This is a genomic window from Microcoleus sp. B4-C2 (assembly GCF_036705265.1).
Taxonomy (GTDB): Bacteria; Cyanobacteriota; Cyanobacteriia; order Cyanobacteriales; family Microcoleaceae; genus Microcoleus.
This window is the reverse complement of the sequence record NZ_JAUBUB010000066.1, coordinates 22,206-37,987: the sequence shown is the minus strand read 5'-3', so window position 1 is coordinate 37,987 and position 15,782 is coordinate 22,206. Positions and strand designations below refer to the sequence as shown.

Genomic DNA, 15,782 nt, shown 5'->3' with positions numbered 1-15,782 from the left:
CAATTGCTGAAATCAGCATTTTATAGGATTCGTATGTCTATTTTCAGAATTCTATCAATAAGCGTTCAACACTTCTGGATATTAAGGATAGCAAAATTTGGATTCAGCGCAATATGACAGAAGTGGATATTGCACGGGAATTTGTCGAGATGGGAGTGTCTGAGGATGATATTGTGTTGGGGTTGCATCCGCCTTACAAGCGTCCGCATACTGGGCTCGGAGTAGCGTAAAGGAAAAGGCGATCGCAGATGATGAAATGTGTTTGCTACTTTTTGTTATTAATATCTTTTTTCGGGGCCGCCCTTCCTGCTGACGCCTCTGTTTGCCGCAATTATCAAGGAAGCGAGATTTGCATTGTCGATATCAAACGCAGTGCAAAAAATTATTGGGAATACAGGGTAATTCTGAGTGTTGATGGAGTGAAACAGCCTCTGGAAGTCTACAATTGCCGCGATCGCACTACAGTTAAGAAAGATGGAACTGTTTTGGCGTTTGGACAAAACAACCCTGGTGAAATCGTCTGCAGTTTTTTTAAGAAATAGCATATTTGTGACGGGCTAGAAGCCCATCCCACTCATTGTTTGATTGATTTAACTGGTTCCAAGGCTCTGCCTTGGAACCCATATAAGCGAGGCTCTGCCTCGGCTGGGAAGATGGAGGCAGAGCCTCCGGATCTGCGTTACCAGGCAGGAGCCTGGTAACGAGTAGATAGTGAAGGAATCACGGAGTCTGCGATTGCTTCGCGTATAGCTCGCAATGACAGTTACAGCGGTGTGCGGTGTACATCATACGGTTAGAATTTGCCGTCTACTGCTGAAACGCAACGTTCGCAAATTAGCGGATGTTCGATCGACTCTCCGACGTGAGTCGAGTAATTCCAGCAACGATCGCACTTTTGGCCGTCTGCTTTGACTACACCAATCGCCAACTCTGGAGACTGATAACTGTACGGCAATTCCTGCAGGATGGCATTCGATTCTACCAGTTCCACTTCCGAAGTAATGAACAAATAGCGCAATTCATCTACACCCTTGCCGGTCATTGTAGAATGGTGCGTTACAGCTATTTCTGCAGGAATTTCTGGTTTGGGTTCGATCGCAACTAATTCTGGTTGCGGGATTTGGGGTGTTTCTACAAACACTTTTTCGGCTGGGGCTGTTTGTGCGATCGCCCCTGTTTCTACAAGCACAAGCGCTGTATCTAATGCCGGTGCGAGGACGATCGCCTGTGTTTCTGCAAGTACAAGCGCCGTACTCCGGCCCACCACATCTGCTGTCAGGAAATCAATTTGTTGTGCAATTTCTTGACGGTTGGCGGCAAACAGCAAGTGACGGAAAGCAAACCAGATTGTAAATAAGATGCCGATGACTTCAAAGAAGCCTCCCAAAAGCGGAATCTGATTCATCGTATCCAAAATCGCCAGCGTTACTCGGCCCGTTATCAACACAGAAGCTAAGAGTCCAAGTGTTACCAGCGCTTGTTGGTATTCTGTAAAAAAGTTGCCTGCGTATTCAGGCAAATTAGCCACAAACTCGGCGGCTTGATCTAAGATTGGCTGCGAATCTGAAGCCGACAGTTCAGGGACAGAATACTCTACTATCTGAGAAGGTCGATCGCTCTTTTGTGCGATCGTTTTCGGCTCAACATAAATTTTGTTTTCTGTCAAGACTTTAGCAACTTTTGCCGCTTGTTCTTCCTGTTTATCTTGTGCTGCTTTTGCTTTCTCCTGGGCCGCTAACTCGATGACTGAATTTTGCGATCGCACATAATCCACCAATTCTTCACTGCTGGGATTCAAAGCTTGCAATTGCTCTCTTTTCTCAACATCGGGAACGTACAATAAAACCTTAGCTTCCAAAGAAGAACCGATCGCCTTTTCAATCCGGGCTTTTTCCAAAACCTTGTTAACTTCGCCCCGCACTTGTCGCAAATACTGCCAGCGAGTAGCCAATTCTGGATTGTGCCATGAAGCATCAATTTGCACCCAGCCGGCTTCAAACACGGACTTGTAAGGAGTCGGATAGGGAAGGTACTGCCAAATATCCTCAGCCATGTGACACAAAACAGGTGCGATCGCCCTTGCCAAATTCTCCACAGCAATTGCAATCACCGTCTGACAACTGCGGCGGCGAAGGGTATCTGTCGCGCTGATGTAAAGTCTATCTTTGGCAATATCCAAGTAAAAATTCGATAAATCCACCGTGCAGAAATTCTGCACAGTTTGGAAGAATCGGGAAAATTGGAAGCTTTCAAAAGCATCTTGAACTTCCGCAAAAACTTCGCCCATTCTGTGCAGCATATAGCGATCCAGTTCCGGCAATTCTTCGTAAGCAACGGCATCTTTTGCCGGATCGAAGTCGTGCAAATTGCCCAGCAAAAACTTAGCTGTATTGCGGATTTTGCGGTAAACATCCGACTGCTGTTTGAGAATGTTTTTGCCCAAAGGCACGTCTGCCGAGTAGTCTACCGAAGACACCCACAACCGCAAAACATCGGCTCCATATTCCTTAATTACTGACGCTGGATCGACGACATTTCCTTCAGATTTGCTCATCTTGCGGCCTTTTTCATCGAGCACAAAACCGTGAGTCAAAACTGTTTTGTAAGGAGCAACGCCGTTAGTTGCTACACTGGTAAGCAAGCTGGATTGAAACCAGCCGCGGTGTTGGTCTGAACCTTCCAAATAGATATCAGCCGGATAGTTTAATTCCGATCGACCTTTGGCAACTGCGGCCCAGGAAGAACCGGAGTCAAACCACACATCCATCGTGTCGGTTCCCTTGCGGTAAGTGCGGCCGTTATTGCGGTAAGATTCCGGCAGCAATTCATCGATCGACAATTCCCACCAAGCATCGGAACCGCGTTCGGCAAAGATGGCTTGCACGTGGGCGATCGTTTCTTCATTTAACAGCGGTTCGTTGGTTTCTTCGTCGTAGAATACGGGAATCGGAACGCCCCAAGTCCGCTGGCGAGAGATGCACCAATCCGATCGATCGCCCACCATTGCAGTAATCCGATTTTCCCCTTGGGCGGGAATCCAATTCACACCCGCGATCGCTTTTAGGGCTTCATCTCGGAACCCTTCAACGGAGGCAAACCACTGTTCCGTCGCCCGAAAAATAGTCGGCTTTTTCGTGCGCCAATCGTAAGGATAAGAGTGAGCGTAACTTTCCTCTTTAATCAAACAATTTGCTTCGGCAAGGGCATCAATGACTGCGGCATTGCCATTTCCGAGGACATTTAAACCTGCAAACTGTCCGGCTTCTGCGGTGAAATTTCCGTTCTCATCTACGGGCGTTAAAACTGGCAAACCGCAGCGCTTTCCTACGATAAAGTCTTCTTGTCCGTGGCCCGGTGCGGTGTGCACCAATCCCGTCCCGGAATCAGCAGTAATATAGTCACCGCCGGCAACAATTGGACTTTCGCGATCGAACAACGGGTGTTTGTAACTGCAACCTTCTAATTCTTTGCCTTTGAAGGTGGCAAGTATTTTTAATTGAGTGTTAAAAGTTGCCGACAGCCGATCGACCGCATCGACAGCTACTAACATAAATTGTTGGGCGATGTGGGAATTTGCCGGCGGTTCCACCACCGCATAAGTAAGTTCGGGATTGACGGCGATCGCCAAGTTTGCCGGAATTGTCCAGGGAGTAGTCGTCCAAATCGCCGCCCAGAGGCTCGGCATATAGCGCTTGATCTTCGACTGCAAAGATTTTGACAATTTTCTCACATGGAAGCCGACGTAGATGCTGCGCGACGTGTGGCCTTCGGGATATTCCAATTCGGCTTCGGCGAGGGCTGTTTTCGAGCTCGGACTCCAGTGAACCGGTTTGAAGCCGCGGTAGATGTAGCCTTTGAGTACCATTTGACCGAAAACGCCGATTTGGGCGGCTTCGTATTCGGGTTTTAGGGTTAAATACGGGTGTTCCCAGTCGCCCCAAACGCCGTAGCGCTGGAAGGATTCGCGCTGCTGTTCCATTGTTTGCTGCGCGAAGGCGGCGGCTTTGCGGCGGAGTTCGATCGGCGTAAGATTTAGCCGATCGTCCGATTTCATGTTCTGCAATACTTTAAGTTCGATCGGCAATCCGTGACAATCCCAACCGGGGACATAGCGAACTTTTTTGCCGCGCAACATTTGGTAGCGGTTGATAAAGTCTTTGAGGATTTTGTTGAGGGCGTGGCCGATGTGGAGTTGTCCGTTGGCGTAGGGTGGCCCGTCGTGGAGGATGAACAAATCGCCTGGGTTATTTTCCGAAAGGCGATCGTAGATTTCTTGATCCGCCCAAAATTGTTGCAATTCTGGTTCCCGTTTGACGGCGTTGGCGCGCATATCAAACTTGGTTTTGGGCAGGTTTACTGTGTCTTTGTAAGATTTAGCTTCCATTTTTGAGAAACGTTTTATGTAGTTAGTTGTTAGTAGTTAGCGGTTATTTGAAAGATGATATCAAGTCCGGTTAAATAATCATAATCAAGTTTGTAGTGACCACTTTAGTCATCTCTCGTCATTGAAGAGCTGACAACCAGATATTTTAGTATAAGCGATCGACCGCACATTAGATCAAACCAAATCCGTAGAGCTCTCTCTCTTCTCTTCCTCCGCGCCCTCTGCGCCCTCTGCGGTTAAAAAATCCTTCACAAATCGAGGTGGCGCTACTCAGTCAGCCAACTGAACATTTCGCCGACAGTGAGATTAAAGGATTCGGCAAAGGTGGGAACGGGGATGCGATCGCCCGGTTCTTCAAAAACTGCTAAAGTGCGATCGGCAAAATAGACAAATACCAGTTCTTCTTCCGGGTCAATCAACCAGCCCATCTGGGTTCCGTGGCCGAGACTGTGGAGAATGTTGCGGACGACTTTAGTTTGACTTTGGTCGGGGGAAAGAATTTCGATTGTCCAGTCGGGGGCGATGGCGAAAGTGTTTGCTACTTCGCCGTTTTCGTCGCGGGGAATGCGTTCCCAGGTAAAGACTGCAAGATCGGGTACTGTCGATCGACCTCCAAAGGTACAGCGCAATTCTGGATAGGCGCGGGCGATGCGTTGTGGTTTGAGTACCCGGTTAATGTCAGCACCCAAATCGCTTTGAATAGTGCTGTGTTTTCCTTGGGGCATAGGTTTGTGGATAATTTGACCATCGATGAATTCGCTGGCGGGTTTGGTTTCCGGTAATTGGAGAAATTCATTGAGACTCAAAGGTTTAGAAGCGGTTTGAACCATTATTTTTATTTGATTTAAATTTAATTTGTATTAGTTAAGCGATCGTGCATTTAATTTATCAAGAAAATGGGTCTAAAACCCCGTCCTTCGCTTGACGGCTTTAAGGGGTCTAACTCGTTTGACGGCGAGTCCGACAGGGATTGAAATCCCTGTCTCATAGCGCAAGTCCTCTGCAAGAGGACTGAGGATGTTGATTAACGTGAAATGCGAAACTCAAGATCAAGTTGAATTTAGACTTGCAGTCGCTTTTATGCGAAACTCAACATCGAATTGAATTTAGACTTGCAGTCGGTTTTAACCGACTTTCGCTATGAGACAGGGAATTCATTCCCTGTCGGACTGTCGGACTGTCGGACTGTCGGACTGTCGGACTGTCGGACTGTCGGACTGTCGGACTGTCGGACTGTCGGACTGGGACAAGCAATAAACGCTTAAAGAAATACTCCCAATCCGCGGCTAACGGCATTTCCCATACGATCGCACAATGAAGCATCCGGCACTTTGTCTCCTTCCTGTTCCCATTTTTCCACGAGTTGGCGGCCCAGGGGCGTGAGGCGAAAACTGTCGGTAATCCCTTGTCCGTCTACTTCCCGCCGCAACACGCCGACTTGGATCAGCCACAGTAGGGAGTTTTCGGCTACGAGTTCGGATACGGGCGATCGAGTGTAGCCGCTTTCGACACCGGAATTTGAGGCGATCGCAGTTAGGAAAACACTGTTATCGCGGATTGTCTGGAAGAAGTGTAATTGAAAAGGGCTGCACCGGACGGCGCGATCGGCTCTTTTGACAGTGCGATCGGGATAACTAATAGATTTAAATGCTTCAGATGGAATAAAAGTCATTCAAAAAACCTCTGAACAGGTACTATATTTTTAATTGTTACAGATATCCGAGCGGGCTGATTTACCCTATCGATCCTAATTTTACACTTATTATGACCGATACACTAAATAATATCAACAGGTTTGTTGAATACGTTCGTACTTTGAAGGGAGACGAAAAAGGCGAGGCACAGGTATTCTGCGATCGCCTGTTTCAAGCCTTCGGTCATCTAGGCTACAAGGAAGCGGGAGCCGAACTAGAATTTCGAGTAAAGGCGAAAGGCAAAACTACGAAATTTGCCGATTTGCTGTGGCGACCCCGGTTGTTGCTGGAGATGAAAAAACGGGGCGAAAAACTGGAAAAACACTATCAACAAGCCTTTGAATACTGGCTGGAGCTAGTGCCGCAACGTCCCAAATATGTGGTTCTTTGCAACTTTGATGAGTTTTGGATTTATGACTTCGATTTACAACTGCGGGAACCGGTAGATCGCATAAATCTCGAAGAGTTACCCGATCGCTTCACAGCCTTAAACTTTCTTTTCCCCGAAAATCGCCAGCCTTTATTCAATAACAACCAAATTGATGTAACGCGAACTGCCGCTGACAAAGTTGCTCTAGTTTTCAATCGGTTAGTAGAGCGCGGCGAAAAAGTAGAAACGGCTCAAAGGTTTATCCTTCAGTGTGTAGTAGCATTGTTTGCTGAAGATATCGATTTGTTGCCACGCGGTTTATTCACCGAGTTTTTAGGTGATTGCCAGATGAACCGAGTTAGTTCCTACGATTTAATTGGGGGATTGTTTCGGCAAATGGGGAGCGATCGCCCCGCACCTAAAGACAGCCGCTATCGGGATGTATCCTATTTTAATGGCGGTATCTTCTCAGTTGTTGAACCCATCGCCCTGACTCGCAGCGAAATCGATCTGCTATTAGAGGCAGCAAAGGAACGGTGGTCAAAGGTAGAACCTGCGATTTTTGGCGCGTTGTTTGAGTCCAGTATGGGCAAAGAGGAACGTCATGCGTTGGGAGCGCACTATACCAGCGAGGCAGATATTCAAAAAGTGGTTTTGCCTACGATTATCCGCCCGTGGCGAGAACGGATTGAAGCTGCGAAGACGCTCAAAGATTTGTTGGCACTGCGGCAAGAATTACTTGATTTCAAAGTTCTCGATCCAGCTTGTGGCAGCGGTAATTTTCTCTATGTTGCTTATCGGGAAATGAAGCGACTAGAGGCACAATTGCTAACTAAAATTCATGAAAATTTCTCTCGTGCTGCTAATGCGATAGGTACGATGTCGCTAGTGAAGACAAGCCAGTTTTACGGCATTGACATCAAACCCTTTGCCGTGGAATTGGCAAAAGTGACGCTGATGCTTGCCAAAAAGTTAGCCTTAGATGAAGAAAACCAGTTGCTCAATACGGTACAGTTGAACCTGGCATTGGAACTAGAGCAAGCATTGCCGCTCGATAATCTCGATCGCAATATCCGCTGTGATGATGCTCTGTTTTGCGAGTGGGAACAAGTTAATGTAATTATTGGAAATCCTCCCTTTTTGGGTGGTAAGCAGATGCGCTTGGTTTTGGGTGATGAATATATCGATCGCATCTTTGCTAAATTTCCTGAAGTAAAAGATTCTGTGGATTTTTGCACCTATTGGTTCCGTCTTGCCCATCAACATTTAGGAGAAAATTGCCGCGCTGGTTTAGTCGCCACCAATTCCATTTCTCAGGGTAAAAGTCGTAAAGCTGCCCTAGATTACATTGCCCAAAATGGCGGCTGCATTTACGATGCCATCTCCACACAACCTTGGTCTGGTGAAGCTAAAGTACATATTAGCATTATCAACTGGCTCAAAACCTCTGATGCTCAAGAATTAACCTACCGTATCGATCACACAATTGTCTCAAACATTAACTCTTCTCTAAAAGCTGAAGTTGATGTTACCCAAGCAGTGCGACTGAAGACAAATTTGAATCGATGTTTTGCAGGTATAACTCCTGTAGGTACGGGCTTTATTGTGTCCTTGGAGCAAGCTGAAGTATGGAATAAAGTAAATCCCAAAAATCTGGAAGTAATTCGTCCTTTTCTAGAAGGTAATGACCTCGTAGCCAACCCTTACAGAGGTCTAAAAAATTTGATTATCGACTTTAATGACATGAGTATTGAAGAGGCAAGTGAATATGTCCAGCCTTTTCAATGGGTTAAAATGAGAGTGAAACCAGAAAGAGATTTGAATCGTAGAAAGGTTTATCAAAAATACTGGTGGCAATTTGGAGAACGAAGACCCGCAATGCGTCAAGCCCTAAAATCGGTTTCTCAATACTTTGCAGTTACTCAGACCTCGAAATGGGCAATTTTTCTTCCTTGTCCTATTGAATGGCTACCTAATGCTAGAACGCGAGTTGTTACCTGCGACGACTTTTATATTTTGGGAATACTCACATCTAGCACTCATCAGATTTGGATGCACGCACAAAAATCAACACTTAAAGCAGATATTTCTTACACTCACAACACCTGTTTTGAAACATTTCCCTTTCCCCAAAATTGCCCAGAAAAAACCAAAACTGAAATTCGAGCAGCCATGCAGGTTCTCCATGACTATCGTACAGAGTATATGGAGCGCAAACAGTGTGGTATTACCCAATTATACAACGAGTTTTTTAATGAACCTGCCAGCCAACTCGCCCAACTCCACGCCCAATTAGACCAACTCGTTTGCAAAGCCTACGATATCAAACCCAACCAAGACCCCTTAAAGTTTCTATTAGAATTAAACTTTGAAGTTGCACAGCGAGAAACTGAGGGATTACCGGTTGTCGCTCCCTGTTTGCCACCTGTTGTATAAAATCCCAGTGAATTAATTACAGACGATTTTTTAATTTTTGTTGCAATAGCGATGGGGTTTGAGCTTTCAATTGGCGAGCAAATTCTGCATCTGCTTCGATTGCCGAGCGAATTTCATCTCGACGATCGTGATAATAGGCTAAAGCTGCATAGATATCAGATAAAGTAATACTCGGATAGTGATACAGAATTTCGTCGGGTGACATTCCCATTTGTTCGTGCCAAACAACTATATCCTGAACTCGGATGCGATGTCCGGCGATACGGGGTTTTCCCCCACAGATTCCTGGGGTGATTTCGATATGTTCTTTAATGACGGCGATCGACATGGTAGGGAATTAATATAGGATGTGTCTTATATTTTAGGACAGGTTAGACGAGTTGGGCTGTAAAAGGCATTTTAAGCTATGGTATTTTTGATGGATATTGCGAATTTCCGCCGTCGCCAATGGACTTGAGTCAAGGTGATTGCTTGAACTGGAACTCGAATAACGAGCGTAGCATATTCGAGTTCCAGTTCAAAAAAAGCGATTTCAATCGCCGATACCTTTTTCAATCGCCAAAGCACAAAATCAATTAAAATACATTTATAAATCCCAAGGGAAACAAAACTATGACATTACCAGTTGGGTGCGCCGCCCCTCAATTTACCGCCAAAGACACCAACGGCAACACAGTCTCCCTGTCCCAATTCGCGGGTAAAACCGTAATCTTGTATTTCTACCCCAAAGATGACACCCCCGGCTGCACCAGACAAGCCCAAAGCTTCAAAGCAGCCCATGAAGAATACAAAGGCAAAGATATAGTAGTTCTCGGTGTCAGCCGCGACAACGAGGAATCGCACCAAAAGTTCACAGAAAAATACGGTTTACCTTTCCAGCTATTAGCAGATGTTGATGGCACGATTACCAAAGCTTACGATGTGGAGAAAGGCGATTATGCCAAGCGCGTCACCTTCGTCATCGACGGCACCGGCAAAATCATTCAAGTTTATGAGGGCGAAACCATGAAAGTTGACACTCACGCTCAAGATATTCTCGTCACCATAGTTTAGTCGAAGTTTAGTCGATCGCACTAACACTCCTGCACGCACCAAAGCGCTAAAAACCCGGTTCCTTCCTAGATGCCTCGTTGCTATAGGCAATATTCTCCTAGGAACCGGTTTTTTTTAGTAAGGAATGAGAATTAAATAACTTCCACTCTTGAAAGTGGGATGGGCGGGACGCCCGTCCCACAATAACAATTAAAATTGTAAGTTATTTAATTCGCGTTCCTAAGTCCTGACCGAAAGCATCCAGGATACAAGCCCCCGCATTCATCCGTGGGGTCAATGCTTCAATTCTAAAATCTAAAATCTAAAATCTAAAATCGCGCAATCGATTGACTCAGCAAGTGAGGGGTCAAGGGTACAGGGGGAAACAACCGACTCGAATTAAATTCCTTCCCTCAAAACTTGCACCACAAATCAGCTCAACCAGGCATATATTCGGTTAAGGTGCTTATGGTACGTCTAAAGTTAGATTTGTGGCGCAACTCCCGCCAATAGTTAAAAACTTATGCTGGAAAAGGCATTAACCGCCCGTAGGCTGAATCTAGGGGCGATTTTGTCCTGGTTCGAGTCATTGTGTTTGTTGACACTCCTCGCCCTGAAGGCACGAGGATTCTTAAGACATTTCGATCTTAATATCCCTAGTAATAGGGTTCCCAGGCTGACCACGAAAAGCACATAGGTGTGTAGTCATATCTCCTCTGTGAATGTTTTGGGCGTAGACTTTCCCCCAGTCCGGGGGTAGGTTTTTAAATCTTGTCTGATCTGCTTATTGTACCATATTCATTTGTTTAGATGGATGTGTTATTTTACTTAAAAATGGAAAAAGCCGTCCTCAAAGGACGGGGTTTTAAACCCAATCTTCTGATAAAATCAGAAGTTATCCTTGCTTTAGCTGAATAATTAAGTAGGTAGGGGAATATATAATGACAAGCAGCAACATTATTTTGAGTTACTTAGGCCCGCGAGAAATTGAGGTCAATAGACCCGCTGTCTTAGTTGGCACTTTTGACAAAAATCTAGTGGCAGCGATTTCAGCATTAGAAGGATCAAATGCCCTGAATGTCGGGATAAATCTCTCTAGAGGCATTTGGAACATCAGTTTAGAAAAAGGATTCGATAGCCTAGGAACTCGCACAGTGCAGGTGAGGGCAAGCGATAAGACCGGCAAAGTTATCGGCCAACAAACAATTAACATCAAAGTTAATCCTGCTTCTGGGGCACCCGCTCAAATTTTCACGTTAATTACTCTCACAGATACCAAATTCAAAGCCGGAACACTGCCCGCCAGCAATCTCAACGAGCTGCAAAAAGCGGACATACCAGCAGGGAAAATTTATCCAGTTAGCGACTACGAATTAGAAGACGGACATCTGAATGTTCAACTAAATAATCCAATTTATCCGGTGGGAAAAACCGGCTTTTTCTACGAAAAACACGTACTCATAACCAAAGGCGCAAAAATTCTCATATTCGATCGCGCCGAGTTGCCGACCCCGCCTCCTGGAATGCAGTTACTGTGGGTGATCAAAAAGACCTGGTTAAAGTTCACCCCCGCAGATTCTGGAACTTTAGGCCCAACTCAGAAATTACTATTTAACCCAGGAGAAACTTTCAATCTTCTCGGCTACGCTTGCGTGGAAAACCATTTCAGAGTCGCTTTTGCTCGGGCAGTTCCTAACTTAGGAACTTCGGGATTTCTGTACTGGCTGCACGTCCAAATTTTGCGAGACGGGAGGGGAATTGAGTATGATAGAAATGCAGTTACGATGACAATCATCAAAACAACTGTGTTTAAAAAGCGGCCGATAAATGCCGCTAGCCTGCCACCCGAAGAAAAAATTACCTTGCCGGCGGGAATGATTTACGGAATTGCCGGATTCTTGATCGAACAAAGCCACATTAAAGTCTCGCTGACCGAGAATTTGCCACAATTTGGCAATACAGGCTTCATTTATCCCGATTTTGTGCAATTCAGCCGCGGTGGCAAATCTTTTAATCCCGCTGTGAATTTAACTTATCAAGGGCCGTCAGAAGTTTTAGTAAATCAGCCGATCGTCCTTCGGGGTACTTTTGACCGGCAACAAGCAGCAAAAATTGACGTGATAGCTGAGGATAAATTTCCCCTAACCGTCACTCTAAACCAAGAGACTAGCACTTGGCAAGTTAATTTGTCTAAAGGATTTAGCGTAGCTGGAGCTCGGTGGCTCAGGTTGCGGGCAACTGACAGCAAAGGCAACGTTACTGGCAGCCAAATAATTTACATTGCCGTAACTTCCGATCCGCTAACTGTCGGACGAGGTTTGACCTTAAAGATAGTTTCTGACACTTTGTTTAAGGTAGTTCCTCTTGATTCTTCCAGGCTCAACAATCAGCAAAAAGTTGTTGTCAAAGCAGGCCAGACGTTGGCCGTTAGCAAATACGGATTTATTGACGGGCATCTCAAGGTGGTTCTGGATTCAGCAATTTGGCCGATCGGCACTTTTGGCTATTTTTATGAACCCGACGTTCAGTTGGCAAAAGGTACTCAAATCCTAAGATTTGACCTGGCTGACGTACCCAATAGCAACGTCAGCGCTCAACTTTTGGTAACTCAAACAACTCAGATTAAAGCTAAACCCGAAGATTCATCGAAACTGCCTGCAGATCAAATTGCTGACCTACTTTTAGGCAGCACCTATGCCATTACTGGTTATGCCTGCATTTTGGGGCATTTCCGAGTAACTCTCGCCCAATCTATTCCCGGTTTCGGCAATATCGGATTTATTTATTGGCAGGACGTTAAAATTAAAAAAGACGGCAAAGAAGTTCCCTTTGACCCGGATGCTTTGACGATGACAATCCTGCAAGCAACTGTCTTTAAAAAACGGCCGGTAGATTCTTCTAGCCTGAGCAGTACCGAGAAAACTACGCTGCCTTTAGGTCGAGTTTACGGCGTGAACAGCTACGGTGCGGAAGGATCTCACCTGAAAGTTTCTCTGACTGAAGAACTGCCGAATTTGGGCAATACAGGTTATGTTTTTCCTAGTTTTGTTCAGTTCAAGCGGGGAGATAAAATTTTCGATCCGGTTCCGAACAATGTGGAATTGAACGTGCCGTATTTTTCGCAGCGAGACAATCCGCGTTTTGACTGGTCTACTTGCAACGTAACTTCGATCGCCATGGTGCTTTATTATTATGGTCTTCGTTCTGAGTGGGGCGGACAGTTGGAGGATGAGTTGTTGCAGTGGTGTTTCGACTATGCCGGCCAGGGATCTCAAACCGATCACAGCGTGCTTTCGGCGCTGATTCAGGCCTACGGGTTTAAGACGAGTTTTAGTACGACTCGCAAATGGGCCGAGGTGCGATCGGAATTGCTGAATCGGCGGCCAGTAGTTTTAGCCGGAGATTTTACTGCTGCCGGTCACATTCTTACTGTCATTGGCTACAATTCTCAGGGTTATATCGTGCAAGATCCTTGGGGAAATGCACTCACTGGTTACAGCGATACTGAGGGGAGAAAGTTGATGTATCCCTACAGTTATGTCAATCAAGTTGCTGGGCCAGATGGGAATGTTTGGGCACATTTTATCTATCCATAATTTACTCTACTGTTAGCAAATTGTGAGGCACTGCGGCTATTCGTAAGGTGTGCATAACAGCTATTCGTAAGGTACTTAATGCACACCCTACCTAACTTAGGAAATCTTGCGCTTAATTTTGCGTTTTGCTGCGCCAATGCCTAAAAAGCTCAACCCTACTAAAGTACCAAACCAAGTGGGAGCATCCCGCTGTTTAACTAGACAGAAATACTTAGGGCTTGCTGAATATATCGCCCGCGTGTTACGTGGCCTGGGTTATTTGATCGCGCGATCGAGAGTAAAGTCGCCGCGATCAACAGGTAGAATAGGTCAAAAGCCGTGCATCACCACCTGCGATCGTGTATAAAAAAGCTGAGCTTGCCCCAAGCCCCCCATCCGACTTTGAACTCCCCTTTGAAGGAAGATTGTCAGAAGATAACCGTTGGGTAAAAATGGCCCAACTAATTCCTTGGTCGAAATTTGAATCAGATTATGCTGAAAATTTCCCCACCGAAATGGGATCACCCGCCCAATCATTTAGGATAGCATTAGGGGCATTAATCATCAAAGAAAAACTCTTAATTAGCGATATAGAAACAGTAGAACATATCCGTGAAAAGCCATACCTGCAATACTTTATCGGTCAATCAACCAGAGCGTAATGAACCCCCATTTGATCCATCATTATTAGTCCACTTTCGGCAGCGAATCAGTGCAAACTTAATCAAGAAAGTGAATGAACGCAGGGTGGAAAAAATGCGCGAAACCATCCCAAAACCGCCCGAAAAAAAAAAGGATTCGGACGCAAAAAATGAATCAACCAATCAAGGAAAATTAATCATAGATGCCACCTGTGCCCCAGCAGACATTAGCTACCCCACCGACTTAGGACTATTAAACAAGGCAAGAATTCACACAGAAAAAATCATCGACATTCTTTATAAGTCCCTCAAAGTAAAAATTAATAAAAAACCCAGAACCTACCGAAAAATAGCCAGGAAAGACTACTTAGCAGTAGCCAAACAACGACGACCATTACGAAACAAAAAAATCCAAGCCTTTAAAAAACAACTGCAATATATTAAAAGAAACCTCGCTCATATTGAACAGCTAATTGAATCAGGTGCCACCCTACAAAGTATGACCAAAAAGCAATATAAAACCTTGCTAGTCCTCACAGAAGTCTATCGGCAACAACTCTGGTTATTTGAAAATAAAAAACAGAGTATATCGGACAGTTGGGGTAAGTTTAAGCCAACCGCACATCCGTCCCATTGTCAGAGGAAAAGCAGGGAAACCTGTAGAGTTTGGAGCAAAACTATCAGCGAGTTGCAGTGAAGGATATGTATTTTTATACCGGATGAGCTGGGATAATTTTAACGAATCAGGAGACTTAAAAGCACTCATTTGAAGCCTTTAAAAATTACACAGGATACTATCGGTGAATCAGTCCATGCCGTTAGCGAAGCCCTCGAAGAGGATCGCATTTACCGAAATCGGGAAAACCGAGCATGGTGCAAAGAAAAAGGAATTAGAATCAGTGGGCCACCCTTGGGAAGACCCCCAGCAACTGTGAGTAAAGAAAAAAAGAAGCAAGCCTTAGAAGATGAGAGGATTCGTCAGGCAATTGAGGGAAAATTTGGGGCTTGCGTAAACGCAGATTTAGTCTCGATCGCATCATGGCAAAACTTGATAATACTTCACAGACAGCTATTGCTATCACTTTTTTAGTCATGAACCTTTCTACCTGGTTAAGATGGGTTTTTTTTGTGTTTTTATGCCGTTCGTGGAAAACAATGCCCATTTTTGGCTCTAATATAATCTGCGTTTATAACTTGCTCACATTGACGAAGGAAAAACTCATCTTTAACTCTGCTTGAATATATCGTGAGCTCCTGTTCTTAGTTTGCGATCGATTATTCAGCAAGCCCTAATTCGTTCATTGTAACTCAAAAAAGCCTGAAGTGATTACGGATCAATCACTTCAGGCTGGAATTTTTAAAATTTATAACCATCAATTCTATTTAAATACCTGCAAAATGTGGGATGTACATTTATTGGTTAACGTTAACCCGACTGATGTCGCTAGCTTTGTCCTGCAAAGAGTCAAAGGCAGGGCTTCCAGTTACTTAAGAAAAGAGTTTCCTGAATAGTGAAAATTGCCTACCTTGTGGACTCCTAGTTATTTTGTCGGTAGTGTTGGCAATGTCTCAACTGAAACCGTCAGAAAATATATTGAAGAACAAAGAAATAAATAATCCGCAACACTGGTAGCCTAAAGACTACAACTG

9 protein-coding genes and 2 pseudogenes are annotated in these 15,782 nt (G+C 45.1%); 7 read left to right on the top strand and 4 right to left on the bottom strand.

Translation table 11 applies throughout. The features are described 5' to 3' along the window. Positions 1 to 53 precede the first annotated feature (53 nt). Positions 54 to 230 carry an element excision factor XisI family protein gene (locus QUB20_RS18980; protein WP_445299415.1) on the top strand — a complete coding sequence of 59 codons (177 nt, stop codon included), beginning with the start codon at positions 54 to 56 and terminating at the stop codon, positions 228 to 230. Positions 231 to 272: 42 nt separating this feature from the next. Beyond that, positions 273 to 542, top strand: coding sequence for a hypothetical protein (locus QUB20_RS18975; protein WP_333239279.1), 270 nt, complete (start codon positions 273 to 275; stop codon positions 540 to 542). A gap of 251 nt (positions 543 to 793) precedes the next feature. Here QUB20_RS18975 and ileS read toward each other — a convergent pair whose 3' ends face one another. The 3 genes from ileS to QUB20_RS18960 form a co-directional block, all read right to left on the bottom strand. Beyond that, positions 794 to 4,384, bottom strand: a complete 3,591-nt coding sequence (gene ileS, locus QUB20_RS18970; RefSeq protein ID WP_333248057.1) for an isoleucine--tRNA ligase — start codon at positions 4,382 to 4,384, stop codon at positions 794 to 796. Positions 4,385 to 4,650: 266 nt separating this feature from the next. After that, positions 4,651 to 5,214 (bottom strand): Uma2 family endonuclease, encoded by a 564-nt coding sequence (locus QUB20_RS18965; RefSeq protein ID WP_333248056.1) that lies wholly within the window; start codon positions 5,212 to 5,214, stop codon positions 4,651 to 4,653. Between the two features lie 431 nt (positions 5,215 to 5,645). Beyond that, the gene (locus tag QUB20_RS18960; RefSeq protein ID WP_333232592.1) at positions 5,646 to 6,056 is read right to left on the bottom strand and encodes an Npun_F0494 family protein; all 411 of its coding nucleotides are present in this window, start codon (positions 6,054 to 6,056) and stop codon (positions 5,646 to 5,648) included. 92 nt (positions 6,057 to 6,148) lie between these two features. Between QUB20_RS18960 and QUB20_RS18955 the strand changes: the two genes are divergently transcribed. Continuing rightward, positions 6,149 to 8,884 (top strand): DNA methyltransferase, encoded by a 2,736-nt coding sequence (locus tag QUB20_RS18955; protein WP_333248054.1) that lies wholly within the window; start codon positions 6,149 to 6,151, stop codon positions 8,882 to 8,884. 16 nt (positions 8,885 to 8,900) lie between these two features. On the opposite strand, the gene QUB20_RS18950 is transcribed toward QUB20_RS18955, so the two are convergent. Then, positions 8,901 to 9,212 carry a DUF433 domain-containing protein gene (locus QUB20_RS18950; protein WP_194061062.1) on the bottom strand — a complete coding sequence of 104 codons (312 nt, stop codon included), beginning with the start codon at positions 9,210 to 9,212 and terminating at the stop codon, positions 8,901 to 8,903. A 284-nt stretch (positions 9,213 to 9,496) separates the two neighbouring features. Between QUB20_RS18950 and QUB20_RS18945 the strand changes: the two genes are divergently transcribed. The 4 genes and pseudogenes from QUB20_RS18945 to tnpA form a co-directional block, all read left to right on the top strand. Beyond that, positions 9,497 to 9,937: a peroxiredoxin gene (locus QUB20_RS18945; protein ID WP_172192900.1), complete on the top strand. Its 441-nt coding sequence runs from the start codon at positions 9,497 to 9,499 to the stop codon at positions 9,935 to 9,937. 920 nt (positions 9,938 to 10,857) lie between these two features. Further along, positions 10,858 to 13,512, top strand: a complete 2,655-nt coding sequence (locus QUB20_RS18940) for a C39 family peptidase (protein WP_333248051.1) — start codon at positions 10,858 to 10,860, stop codon at positions 13,510 to 13,512. A 338-nt stretch (positions 13,513 to 13,850) separates the two neighbouring features. Continuing rightward, positions 13,851 to 15,371, top strand: a pseudogene (locus QUB20_RS18935) (IS5 family transposase). A gap of 168 nt (positions 15,372 to 15,539) precedes the next feature. Beyond that, positions 15,540 to 15,749 (top strand): annotated as a pseudogene (tnpA, locus tag QUB20_RS18930) (IS200/IS605 family transposase); the annotation flags it as partial. Between the last annotated feature and the right edge of the window lie 33 nt (positions 15,750 to 15,782).

Bases quoted from the DNA above. Each gene is read 5' to 3' on its own strand.
- QUB20_RS18950 (WP_194061062.1), bottom strand. From the start codon at position 9,212: ATGTCGATCGCCGTCATTAAAGAACATATCGAAATCACCCCAGGAATC.
- QUB20_RS18945 (WP_172192900.1), top strand. From the start codon at position 9,497: ATGACATTACCAGTTGGGTGCGCCGCCCCTCAATTTACCGCCAAAGAC.
- QUB20_RS18960 (WP_333232592.1), bottom strand. From the start codon at position 6,056: ATGACTTTTATTCCATCTGAAGCATTTAAATCTATTAGTTATCCCGAT.
- QUB20_RS18940 (WP_333248051.1), top strand. From the start codon at position 10,858: ATGACAAGCAGCAACATTATTTTGAGTTACTTAGGCCCGCGAGAAATT.
- QUB20_RS18965 (WP_333248056.1), bottom strand. From the start codon at position 5,214: ATGGTTCAAACCGCTTCTAAACCTTTGAGTCTCAATGAATTTCTCCAA.
- ileS (WP_333248057.1), bottom strand. From the start codon at position 4,384: ATGGAAGCTAAATCTTACAAAGACACAGTAAACCTGCCCAAAACCAAG.
- QUB20_RS18955 (WP_333248054.1), top strand. From the start codon at position 6,149: ATGACCGATACACTAAATAATATCAACAGGTTTGTTGAATACGTTCGT.